Origin of the sequence: Pseudoalteromonas sp. MelDa3, from assembly GCF_002863625.1 — a bacterium.
Taxonomy (GTDB): domain Bacteria; phylum Pseudomonadota; class Gammaproteobacteria; order Enterobacterales; family Alteromonadaceae; genus Pseudoalteromonas; species Pseudoalteromonas arctica.
Window position 1 is genome coordinate 15617 of sequence record NZ_PJBR01000016.1, and the last position, 11798, is coordinate 27414.

General features: G+C 40.4%; 12 protein-coding genes. 7 read left to right on the forward strand and 5 right to left on the reverse strand.

The window, feature by feature from the left end; all coding sequences use genetic code 11:
- Nucleotides 1–7: 7 nt before the first annotated feature.
- The 5 genes from CXF89_RS05515 to CXF89_RS05535 all read left to right on the forward strand — a co-directional run bounded on the left by CXF89_RS05515 (nt 8) and on the right by CXF89_RS05535 (nt 3347).
- Complete coding sequence (locus tag CXF89_RS05515) at nt 8–526, forward strand: OmpH/Skp family outer membrane protein (RefSeq protein ID WP_007580993.1); 519 nt, start codon at nt 8–10, stop codon at nt 524–526.
- Nucleotides 527–533: 7 nt separating this feature from the next.
- Nucleotides 534–1556 carry a UDP-3-O-(3-hydroxymyristoyl)glucosamine N-acyltransferase gene (lpxD, locus tag CXF89_RS05520; RefSeq protein ID WP_121954028.1) on the forward strand — a complete coding sequence of 341 codons (1023 nt, stop codon included), beginning with the start codon at nt 534–536 and terminating at the stop codon, nt 1554–1556.
- 26 nt (nt 1557–1582) lie between these two features.
- Nucleotides 1583–2035 carry a 3-hydroxyacyl-ACP dehydratase FabZ gene (gene fabZ, locus CXF89_RS05525; protein ID WP_121954029.1) on the forward strand — a complete coding sequence of 151 codons (453 nt, stop codon included), beginning with the start codon at nt 1583–1585 and terminating at the stop codon, nt 2033–2035.
- Nucleotides 2036–2037: 2 nt separating this feature from the next.
- Entirely contained in the window at nt 2038–2808 is a 771-nt protein-coding gene (gene lpxA / locus CXF89_RS05530) for an acyl-ACP--UDP-N-acetylglucosamine O-acyltransferase (protein WP_007580998.1), read from the forward strand.
- 146 nt (nt 2809–2954) lie between these two features.
- Nucleotides 2955–3347, forward strand: coding sequence for a septal ring lytic transglycosylase RlpA family protein (locus tag CXF89_RS05535; protein WP_121954030.1), 393 nt, complete (start codon nt 2955–2957; stop codon nt 3345–3347).
- Here CXF89_RS05535 and cydC read toward each other — a convergent pair.
- Genes cydC through CXF89_RS05560 form a run of 5 tightly spaced genes read right to left on the reverse strand, consistent with a single transcriptional unit; the run spans nt 3330 to nt 9747 of the window.
- The gene (gene cydC, locus CXF89_RS05540; protein ID WP_121954031.1) at nt 3330–5075 is read right to left on the reverse strand and encodes a thiol reductant ABC exporter subunit CydC; all 1746 of its coding nucleotides are present in this window, start codon (nt 5073–5075) and stop codon (nt 3330–3332) included. The genes CXF89_RS05535 and cydC overlap by 18 nt on opposite strands.
- Nucleotides 5068–6861, reverse strand: coding sequence for a thiol reductant ABC exporter subunit CydD (gene cydD / locus CXF89_RS05545; RefSeq protein ID WP_121954032.1), 1794 nt, complete (start codon nt 6859–6861; stop codon nt 5068–5070). The genes cydC and cydD overlap by 8 nt, the downstream gene beginning before the upstream one ends.
- On the reverse strand, nt 6851–7015 hold the full coding sequence (gene cydX, locus CXF89_RS05550) for a cytochrome bd-I oxidase subunit CydX (protein ID WP_002958303.1): 165 nt from the start codon (nt 7013–7015) through the stop codon (nt 6851–6853). The genes cydD and cydX overlap by 11 nt, the downstream gene beginning before the upstream one ends.
- 12 nt (nt 7016–7027) lie before the next feature.
- Entirely contained in the window at nt 7028–8167 is a 1140-nt protein-coding gene (cydB, locus tag CXF89_RS05555) for a cytochrome d ubiquinol oxidase subunit II (RefSeq protein WP_007581007.1), read from the reverse strand.
- Entirely contained in the window at nt 8164–9747 is a 1584-nt protein-coding gene (locus CXF89_RS05560) for a cytochrome ubiquinol oxidase subunit I (RefSeq protein WP_010553739.1), read from the reverse strand. Before CXF89_RS05560 ends, cydB begins: the two co-directional genes overlap by 4 nt.
- 301 nt (nt 9748–10048) lie before the next feature.
- Here CXF89_RS05560 and lpxB point away from each other — a divergent pair, with 301 nt between their 5' ends.
- Together lpxB and rnhB are read left to right on the forward strand one after the other, a co-directional pair.
- Nucleotides 10049–11206, forward strand: coding sequence for a lipid-A-disaccharide synthase (gene lpxB, locus CXF89_RS05565; RefSeq protein WP_101164360.1), 1158 nt, complete (start codon nt 10049–10051; stop codon nt 11204–11206).
- Complete coding sequence (rnhB, locus tag CXF89_RS05570; protein WP_010553737.1) at nt 11196–11798, forward strand: ribonuclease HII; 603 nt, start codon at nt 11196–11198, stop codon at nt 11796–11798. The genes lpxB and rnhB overlap by 11 nt, the downstream gene beginning before the upstream one ends.

Sequence of the window (11798 nt, forward strand, 5' to 3'; positions counted from 1 at the left end):
GTTTTTTGTGAAAAAATTATTTAAATCAACAGCTGTAGCAGTTTTAGCAACGTTAATGATGGGTACTTCTGTGAATGCATTTGCACACAAAGTAGGTATTGTTGATATGCAGGAAATCTACAAGCAAATTCCTCAAATGGCTAAAATTGAACAGTCTTTACAAACTGAGTTTGCTGAACGTCGTCAAGAGCTTGAAAAGTTACAAGGCGATATTCGTTTTGAAGCTGAAAAATTTAAACGTGAAAGTACAACTATGAGCCAAGCTCAAAAAGATACTCTGCGTGAAAAAATTCAAGGCATGCAAAAAAATCTTGCTGAACAAGGTCGCCCTTTAGAGCAAGAGATTAAAGCGCGTCAAAACCAAGAGCTTGCTAAAGTTCAAGGTGTAATCATCAAAACAATTGAAGAGATTGCTAAAGACGGCGACTTCGACGAAGTTAAAGTAAAAGACACTACTATTTACTTTAACCCTAAAGAAGTGACTGATCTTTCATCTAAAGTTGTAGCCGCTGTTAGTAAGAAATAATCACTCTATGCAAAATTATACGCTTTCGCAAATTGCGGAACTTCTAGGCGCCGAACTTCAGGGTGATGGCGCTTTAGAAATAAAAAAAATAGCGACACTTGCAAATGCCCATTCTGGGCATATTGCATTTTTAGCGAACTCAAAATATCGATCGCAACTTGAAACTACCCAAGCGAGTGCTGTAATAGTAAGCCAAGCCGATGCAGAGTACTTTTGTGGCAGCAAAATTATTGTTGCTAATCCGTATGTAAGTTACGCAAAATTAGCGCAATTTATGGATACAACACCACGCTCAGCCTCGACGGGTATTCATCCAAGTGCAACTGTTCATTCAACAGCGATTGTTAGTGATAGCGCCGCTATTGGTGCTAACGCAGTCATTGAAGCTCATGCAGTGATAGGTGACAACGCGCAAATTGGTCCGAACAGTTTTATCGGGGAACGTGTTAAAATAGGTTCTGGCACTAAGCTTTGGCCTAGTGTGACTATTTATCACGATGTTGAAATTGGTTCAGATTGTTTGTTTCAAGCAAATAGTGTTGTAGGTAGTGATGGGTTTGGCTATGCAAATGAGCGCGGGCAGTGGGTTAAAATACCTCAGCTTGGTTCAGTGATCATAGGCAACAAAGTTGAAATTGGTGCAAGTACGACAATTGATCGTGGTGCACTGGACAATACCATCATTCATAGCAATGTTATTATAGATAATCAGTGTCAAATAGCGCACAACGTTGAAGTTAATTCAGGCACCGCAATTGCGGGCTGCACTGTTCTTGCAGGAAGCGTTACCATTGGCAAGAACTGTCAAATTGGTGGCATGGTTGCAATTAATGGTCACATGTCTGTATGTGATGGTGTTATAATTACCGGCATGAGTATGGTGACAAAATCAATCACCGAACCAGGTATTTACTCATCTGGTATGCCCCATACAACAAACAAAGAATGGCGTAAATCAATAGCTCACTTGCGTAACCTTTCAGACATGAAATCTCGTCTTAAAGCGCTTGAAGCATTGGCTAAGTCATAACGTTGAACACTAATAAGGATGCTATTTTGGCAAACGAATTAAATAGCCTTGATATTCAAGAAATTTTAAGTTTATTACCGCACCGTTACCCGATGCTATTAATTGATCGTGTTATTGATTTTACACCTGGCAAGTCTTTACATGCTATTAAAAATGTTTCTATAAATGAACCGGTTTTTACTGGGCACTTTCCAAATCAGCCAATTTTTCCTGGTGTGCTAATATTAGAATCAATGGCGCAAGCAACGGGTTTATTAGGTTTTAAAACAGTAGAAAACCGTAGCGAAAACGAATTGTATTTGTTTGCTGCTGTTGATAACGCACGTTTTAAACAACCTGTAATTCCTGGTGATACAATGCATCTTCATGTTGAGTTTTTAAAAGAACGTCGCAACATTTGGAAGTTTGCTGCAGAAGCTAGAGTCGACGGCAAAATAGTGTGTAGTGCCGAAATTATGTGTGCGAGAAGAGAGTTTTAATAGTGATCCATTCTACAGCAATAATCGAACCTGGCGCTAAACTAGGCAACAATGTCTCAGTTGGTCCGTATAGTTATATTGGCAATGATGTTGTTATCGGTGATAACTGTATTATTGAGTCTCACGTTGTTGTTAAAGGGCCGTCAACTATTGGCTCTGGCAATCATATTTTTCAGTTCGCGTCTGTGGGTGAAGCCTGCCAAGACAAAAAATACAACAACGAGCCAACCACTTTAATCATGGGTGATAACAACGTTATCCGTGAATGTGCCACTATTCACCGTGGTACGATTCAAGACCAAGGTGTTACTAAAATTGGTAGTAATAATTTGTTTATGGCTTATACACACGTTGCACATGACGCGGTAATTGGCGATAACGTAATTTTTGCTAACAACGCAAGTGTGGCCGGCCATGTACATGTAGGCGATTGGGTTATCCTTGGTGGTAATTCGGGTGTTCATCAGTTTTGTAAAATTGGTGCCCATGCCTTTATTGGTATGTATTCAGGTGTTAACAAAGATGTACCACCATTTGTTACTACCATTGGTATGCCTGCAGGTCCTGCAGCTATCAATAAAGAAGGCATGAAGCGTCGTGGTTTCGAAAGTGATGAAATTATGGCTGTACGCCGTGCATACAAAGCATTTTATCGTAAAAGCCTAGGTGCTGAAGAAGCTATTGAGTCGCTTAGTGAAGATGCCGCAAAGTATCCTGCTGTGAAATTGATGGTCGACTTTGTTAAAAACTCAGAGCGCGGCATCGTAAGATAATTCGCGGGTTTGCTTTAAGCATTAAAAAAACCACCCTAGATGATAAATCGAAGGTGGTTTTTTATTGCCCTGCTTTAAGCTAATTCAGTTAATACTCAGGGTAATTGAGTTAATATGCGGGTAATTTATATAATAAAAGCCGTCCTATGCGTTTACCTAAGTTAGTAGTCACTCTTTTTATTACTTCAGTTTTAGCCGCTTGTAGTAGCCAGCCTATTGTTAAATCATCTGCTGGAGAAATCACTCAAGTTGGGAAAGCATCTTTTTATGCTGATAAATACCACGGAAGAACAACCGCCAACGGAGAGCGCTTTAGCCAACAAGCCGCCACGGCAGCCCATTTAGAATTCGATTTTGGTACTACGGTGGTTGTTACCAATCTAGCTAATAACAAATCAGTCACGGTAAGAATCAACGATAGAGGCCCGTATGTGCGAGGTCGTATTATTGATTTATCAAAAAGTATGTTTAAAAAGATAGCCGACCCAAAAGTCGGCGTTATCGACGTGTCTATAAAGGTTTTAAAACCGGGTAGTTAGCGCAACATAAGCAGGATAAGCCCCACTGAGTTCTTTATGAGAGCCTTGTGCGACTACTTTACCGCCTTCCAACCATACAACATTATCCATTTGAGCAAGTAGAGCGGGATCGTGCGTAATTGTGAGCACGCTCGCGTTATTCATAACATGCATTATTGCTTGCATTACCCCTTGCTTAGACTGATTATCAAGACCTTCTGTTGGTTCATCAAGAACTAAAATAGCCGGGTTTTTAAGTAATGCTTGTGCAATAGCTATACGTCTAGACTGACCTTGCGACACATTACGCCCGCCAGTGCCTAATCGTGTTTTTAAACCTTCTTTTAGCTCATTAAACCACGGGCTTAATTGCGCTAACGAGAGCGCTTCAATCATTTGCTCTTTAGTTGCATTTGGCGCGGCATAACGTAAATTTTCACTCAGTGTGCCATCAAAAATATGGTGTTGCTGGGCTAATATATTTATCACACTTGCGCGTATATCATTATTTAACGAATGTAAGTTAACAACGCTATTTTGATTATTTAGCGTTATGCTGCCTTGTTGTAAAGGCCATAAACCAGTCAGTAAATTTACAAGCGTTGTTTTACCGCTGCCGCTTCTACCTACAATCGCTACTTTTTGCTGGGGCATTAACTCAAAACTGATATTAGTAAGCGCTGTTTGCTCACCATATTGGTAGCTAATATTGTTAAGTGCTAACGTGTGGTTTTGCGCGCTAAAGCTTTTATCAACGTCTACATGTGCATCTTTAGCTTGTGAGTTAGCGGCTTTATCTTCAAGTGTAAACAACCGCTCTGCTGCTTTTAATACACTAGGAAGCTCTATAAACGCATTGGGTAGTAGCAATACGCTTTCAAAGCTTGCCAGTACAAATAAACTTAACATAGCAAGTTCTACATTTACCATACTGTTGGTGTAAACCAGTGGGACAATGGTTACTATGCTAGCAAGCATCGCTAATTGAACAACCAACAAGCTTAACCCATCTGAGTTTGCTAGTGCTTTGTGGCGAATAAATAATTGCTGATTGTACTGCTCGCTTAATTCGTCGCACTTATTAAGTTGCTGCGAACGGGCTTGATAAATACTAAGCTCTCTAAGGCCTGTGAGTGTATCTGAAAGCTCAGAGCGAAGTTGTGCACTAAGTTGTGTTTCTTTATGGCTGTTTTTAGTGAGCTTTGCGCTGAGTAGGGCAGGTATAACCACACCTATAAGTATAATGCCAGTAAAGCAAATAAGGGCGACGTTGCCATTATAGGCCGACATAAACAGCATGATGATTGGCACACTTAAAAGAGCGACCAGCATAGGAAGCAAAACGTTTAAATAAAACTTGTCGAGTGCGTCTACATCGTTTTGTAATCGGTTAACTAGATCAGCGCTGCGGCTCATTGCTAAATCAACATTGTTAAGCTTACTTAACGTTGCAAAGACATTGGTACGTATTTCACTTAGTAATAAAAACGTGGCGTTATGAGTAACTAGGCGTTCGCCATAGCGCGATGCAGTTCGTACAATTGCTAAAAAACGAATCGTGCCTGCTGGAGTAAAGTAGTTCATTTGCACGCCCGCAAGACCTGCAGCTGCCATTGATGCTAAAAACCAGCCAGAAATAGCCAACAAGCCCACATTAGCTAATACCGTAATCGTTGCTAAAAATGTACCCAATAGCATCGCTTTATAATGAGGAGCACAAAGCTTTAATAAGCGAATAAAATTATGCATGCGCAACCCCTTGTTTGGCCGTTTTTAATAAATCAGCAAATGCACCATTTTGCGCTGCAAGTGTTTCAAAGTGACCTTGCTCAGCTATTTTCCCATCGTGCATAACAATGATATTGCTGGCATGTTTAACGGTATTTAGTCGATGAGCAATGACTAATACTAAGTTATTTTTAGCATATTCATTAATAGCATCTTGAATAAGCTGCTCTGTTTGGCTATCAAGGTGCGCTGTAGGCTCATCAAGCACTAAAACTGGTGCTTGTTTTATGAATGCACGTGCGAGTGCGATACGTTGCTTTTGCCCGCCAGAAAGTCCTTCCCCTTGCTCACCTATCAGTGTGTTAAAACCATCGGGTAGGGTATTTATAAATTCAAGCACACCAGCTTGCTTTGCTGCATGTTCAAGCTCTTGCTGTGTGGCAGTTGGTTTGGCCAATTTAATGTTGGCAGCAATGGTGTCGTAAAACAGCGTCGCTTTTTGTGGTATCCATGCAATGTTATTTTGCAGGTAAGTAATATCGGTTGTGCTTAAACTCTGATCATTAATAGATAGGTGGTTTATCACCTCAGGGTGAAACCCTAATAAGCAATCAAACAACGTACTTTTACCTGAGCCACTACTGCCCACAACTGCAATTAAGCCTTTATTTGGCAGTGTTAAATTTATATTTTTAATCCCTTCGTTACTATCTGGGTATATAAAATTAAGGTCGGTAATACTTATGGAGTTAATTGTATTTAAAGTTAAATTTTTTTCAGGCGTGCTTGTAGTCGCTGACGCATTTTCGTCACTTGGCAGTGGTGCATTTAAAATCGCAACCATATCGGCAGCGGCACTAATGCCTTGTAAGCGTGCATGGTAATGGCTACCTAGCTGGCGCAGTGGTAAATAAAATTCAGGCGCTAAAAGTAGCACCACAAAGCCAGTAGCAAAATCAAGAGTGCCAAAAAACAGTCTAAAACCAATAATTACTGCGACTAATGCCACGCTAATGGTGGCTAAAAACTCAAGTGCAAATGATGATAAAAACGCGATCTTTAAAACATCGAGTGTAGCGTGTCTAAAATCATCTGAAATTTTAGCTATTTGTTTAAGCTCGGTACGTGTTGCATTAAATAGCTTGAGTTGAGTTAAACCTTGTACGCGGTCAAAAAAGTAATTGCCCAGTACAGCAAGTTGCTTCCAGCGTTTTTGGTTTAAAGCTTCGGCTTTTGAGCCTACCAAAATCATGAAAAAAGGAATGAGCGGGGCGGTTAATAAAAATATCAACCCAGCTTTATAATCTGTCGGAAAAATAACAACCAATATTGCCAGCGGAATAAGCGCGCTGTAAGCAGCACCGGGTAGGTATTTAGCATAATAGTCGTGGAGTGCTTCTACGCCATTATGTAGGGTATTTAATGTAGCGCCTTGGCCGTGTTGTTCTATATAGCTTGGGCCAAGTAAGCTGAGCTTATTTAGAAGTGTTTGGCGCATAGCCGATTTTATTTTAAGTGCAGCATATGCACTCAAGCGTTCGCTTAATGCTAAAAACACCGCGCGCAATAAAATAATGCCTGCTAAGGGCCATAATAAATGAGTAACTTGGGCTAAATTATTACCTTCAAACATAACGTTGTGAATAGTTTGCGCAAGTAAATAAGCACCTGCAATCATCAGTAATGCGTTAAAAGTACCCAGTGCAATGCTTAACTTTAACCACACTGCAGCGGGTTTACTTTGACGCTTTAAAAAAGCGCGCAGTGATTGCTGCTGCGCGCGATCTGGTCGGGGGTTAGTCGTCATCTTTTGTGTTGTTAGCATCGTTTAATAAATCGTGCATGGCTTGTTCATCATCAGCAATGCTGTTTTTATTTTGATGAAATTCGTACCACATTACATTTATTACACCTAAGGTACAGGCCAAAAGTACACCTAAAATCCAAGCGAAATACCACATAGTTTAGTCTCCTTAGTAGCTACCGTGAGTGTTGTTTTCAATTTCTTCAACCGTTACTCTGCGCCACATTTTTACATAACACCAGGTGGTGTAAGTTAAAATAAGTGGGACAAAAATACACACTGCAACAAACATTACATTGAGCGTTTTATGGCTCGATACCGCATCCCAAATTGTTAAGCTAATATTTGGATTGTTGCTTGATGGCATAATAAATGGGAACAGTGAAACACCGGCCGTCATAATCACGCCAATTAACATTAAGCTTGTTGAAATAAGTCCAAGTGCTGGTTTGTTCAATTTAGAAAAAAATAGCGCACTTAGTGCCATTGCAAACGCTAAAATAGGAAAGGTCATAGTCCATGGGCGTTCACTGTAATTGCTAAGCCACGCGCCTTGGGCTGTTGTTACTACTTTAGCTAATGGATCTGCATGGCTTTGTGTATCAGGCATAGATACAATTTGGTAACCCGTTAAATTAGCAACCCAAAAACCAGCGCCTGCAAACAGTATAATAAACACAATCAGTGAATAACGACCATATTGCCCTGAGCGATCTGCTACTGCATCAGCTGTACGAAGCTGTAACCACATCCCCGCATGAGCAATTAGCATAGTGATACTCACTAAACCAGCAAGCAAACCAAACGGGTTAAGTAAACCAAAAAATGAACCTTGGTAGCTAACACGCATTAAGTTATCAATATTAAATGGTACGCCTAAAAATAAGTTACCAAAAGCAACACCAAAAACTAATGCTGGAATTGCGCTGCCTGCAAGCAAGCCCCAATCCCAGTTATTACGCCAGCGTTTTGAGTCTACTTTACTGCGGTAATCAAACCCTAGTGGTCTAAAAAATAGAGCAAAGAGTACTAGCATCATGGCAAAGTAAAAGCCCGAAAATGCAGCTGCATAAACCATAGGCCACGCTGCAAATAACGCGCCGCCTGCGGTAATAAACCATACTTGGTTACCATCCCAGTGTGGACCAATGGTATTAATTACCGTACGGCGCTCTGAATCTGTTTTACCAACTAGGCGAAGCAACATAGCAACGCCCATATCCATGCCATCGGTAATAGCAAAGCCAATAAGCAGCACACCAATGATCAACCACCAAAGCATTTTTAATGTTTCATAATCAAAAATCATGATTGCTCTCCTTCAGTTTGATCAGTTTTATTTGGCAATTCAAAATGATATTTACCAGTATGTAGCGAGCTTGGTCCTTGCTTAACAAAGCGGATCATCAACCAACCTTCAACAATGGCTAAACCAGTATAGAAAACAATAAATCCAGTTAAGCTAATTAAAATATCGTTTACTGTTAGTGACGACGTGGCTAAAAAGGTCGGCAGTATTTCAGATATAGCCCAAGGTTGACGTCCATACTCAGCAACTATCCAGCCAAATTCAATCGCTATCCAAGGTAGTGGAATGCTCAATACGGCAGCCCATAACAACCAGCGCTTTTGCTCAATAACGCGATGTGCGTTGTAGTAAAATGCCAATATAAATACACCCAACATGGCTACACCACAGGCAACCATAATCCTAAATGACCAAAACATAGGGCCTACTTTAGGGAAAGAGTCTTTAACGGCTTTTTGAATGTGCTCTTCGGTAGCATCTACAACATCAGGTGTGTAGCGCTTAAGTAGTAAGCCATAACCTAAATCATCTTTTAGGGTATTAAACTTAGCAACATTTTCTGGCGTATCTTCACCGTTTCTGAGTTTTGTAAGGTATTCATAAGCAATCATACCGTTGCGAATACGTACTTCGTGTTGTTTTTCTAGGTCGTTAATACCCGTTACTTGCTCATCAAGTGAACGCGTAGCAATTAACCCAAGTGCGTAAGGTATTTTAACCGCAGCATGTGTTACTTGCTCTTCTGAATCAGGAAAACCAAATGCGGTAAACGCAGCCGGAGCCTCTTCTGTGTGCCATTCAGCTTCAATCGTGGCAAGTTTTACTTTTTGAACTTCGCCTACTTCGTAACCTGATTCGTCACCGAGTAAAATTACACATAGAATTGATGCTAAACCAAAGCCCGATGCGACCGAAAAAGAACGTTTAGCAAACGCTAAATCACGGCCTTTTAATATGTACCAACTACTTATGCCCAGTACAAACATAGATGCAGCTACATAACCTGCCGACACGGTATGAATAAACTTAACTTGTGCTACAGGGTTAAATACAAGCTCTGCAAAGCTGGTCATTTCCATACGCATGGTTTGATAGTTAAATTCAGCACCTACCGGGTTTTGCATCCAACCGTTGGCAATTAAAATCCACAATGCCGACATATTAGTACCAATTGCCATTAAAAAGGTTGCACCTAAGTGCTGGCGTTTAGAGAGTCTGTCCCAACCTAAAAAGAACATGCCTACAAAGGTCGATTCTAAAAAGAATGCCATTAAACCTTCAATAGCCAGGGGAGCCCCAAAAACATCACCTACGTAATGGGAGTAATAAGACCAGTTAGTACCAAACTCAAATTCCATGGTAAGGCCTGTTGCCACACCAATTGCAAAGTTAATACCAAACAATTTTCCCCAAAACTTAGTCATATCACGATAAATTTCGCGACCGGTCATAACATAAACCGATTCCATAATAACTAAAATCCAGGTCATACCTATCGTTAACGGTACGAATAAGAAATGAAAGAGAGCGGTAACAGCAAACTGTAATCGCGATAGATCCACAAAGGTTTCATCTATCATTATTGGCTCCTTGAGAGTGACGGATTAACAGGGCAACATTTAATTGGCAAAGTTAAGGTTTAATGAACTTTCAGTAATTACTGAAAGTTTGTAATAGTATTTACTTTTGTGCAATTTTTGTCAACATACATATTAGTAAAACTTAATATATATTTCCTATGCTACATCAGTATTAAAAACAAACAACATAAAGCCTTAACTTACGTGATAAAAAACCAGTTATTTAAAGCGTTTAACCAAACAGTAAAACACGGTAAACTAACAAGCATGAACGCCTGGTTTACTTGTGAAATAAAATCAAATGAATAAAGATAAAAAACAACTACGAATTGGTATTGTGGCAGGTGAACTGTCGGGCGATATTTTAGGTGAAGGTTTAATTAAAGCCCTTAAAAAACATTTTCCGGACGCTATTTTTGAAGGAATAGCAGGACCTAAAATGCAAGCGCAGGGCTGTAAAACACTTTACGACATGGATGAGCTTTCGGTAATGGGGCTTGTTGAGGTGCTAGGGCGTTTGCCGCGTTTGCTTAAAATACGTAAACAACTCGTGCAGCATTTTGTAGATAACCCACCTGATGTATTTATTGGTATAGATGCACCCGATTTTAACTTACGTGTAGAAAAACCACTTAAAGATGCGGGCATTAAAACAGTACAGTATGTAAGTCCATCTGTTTGGGCGTGGCGCGAAAAGCGAATTCATACAATAAGTGCAGCCACTAACTTAGTGCTTGCGTTACTGCCATTTGAAAAAGAATTTTACGACAAACACCAAGTGCCATGTACATTTGTGGGACACACATTAGCTGATGATATAGCGCTTGAGCACGACGATAGTAAAGCACGTGCAGAACTCGGCTTAAGCCTTGATGACAAAGTACTGGCGTTACTTCCTGGTAGCCGAGGCTCAGAAGTTGGTTTACTAAGCGAAACTTACATTAAAACAGCCGCAGAGCTGCAAGCTAAAAACCCCAATCTTAAAGTTGTGGTGCCATTGGTTAACGAAAAACGCAAAGCGCAGTTTACTGATATATTAAACGCTACCGCGCCAAACCTTAATGTTAACCTGCTTGATGGACAATCAAAATTAGCAATGCAAGCTGCTGATGCCATTTTATTAGCGTCGGGCACTGCAACACTTGAAGGTATGCTTTATAAAAAGCCAATGGTAGTGGGCTATAAAATAAAGCCTTTGAGCTATTGGATATTTAAAACTTTATTTACGTTTAATATTAAGTATTTTTCGTTGCCTAACTTATTAGCAGACGAAGAGTTAGTGCCTGAGTTTTTACAAAGTGAGTGTAATGTGGCTAATTTAACAAATGCGCTTACTCCTATGCTCAACACTGATAACAAAGAGCTAAAAGCACGCTTTTTAGCTATTCACGAAAAAATTAGATTAAATGCCAGCGAACAAGCAGCGAATGCTGTGGCGGAGTTAATAAATGCAAATTGATAGACCCAATGTATCCTTAATTGCCGGTGTAGACGAAGTAGGGCGCGGTCCACTTGTGGGTGATGTAGTTACTGCCGCCGTCATTTTAGACCCCACTAAACCGATTGCTGGCTTAGCGGACTCTAAAAAATTAACGGATAAAAAACGCCAAGCGCTTGCGATTGAAATAAAAGAAAAAGCATTGTGCTATGCGTATGGCCGCTGCAATCCAACAGAAATTGATGAATTAAATATTCTGCACGCGACTATGCTTGCCATGACTCGCGCAGTAGAGGCATTAAGCACACAACCTGAATTTGTATTTATAGATGGTAATCGTTTGCCAAAACTCACTATGCCAGCGCAAGCTATTGTTAAAGGCGATAGCTTAGTAGCTGAAATTTCAGCCGCGTCTATTTTAGCTAAAGTAGCCCGCGATGACGAAATGATTGAACTTGATAAACGCCACCCAGAATACGGCTTTGCAGGGCATAAAGGGTATCCAACTAAAGCACATTTTGCAGCGCTTGAGCAGTACGGCGCGATTGACGAGCATCGTAAAAGCTTTAAACCTGTGCAGCGTGTTTTAGCGCAAGCCAATGGTGAGGGTTAA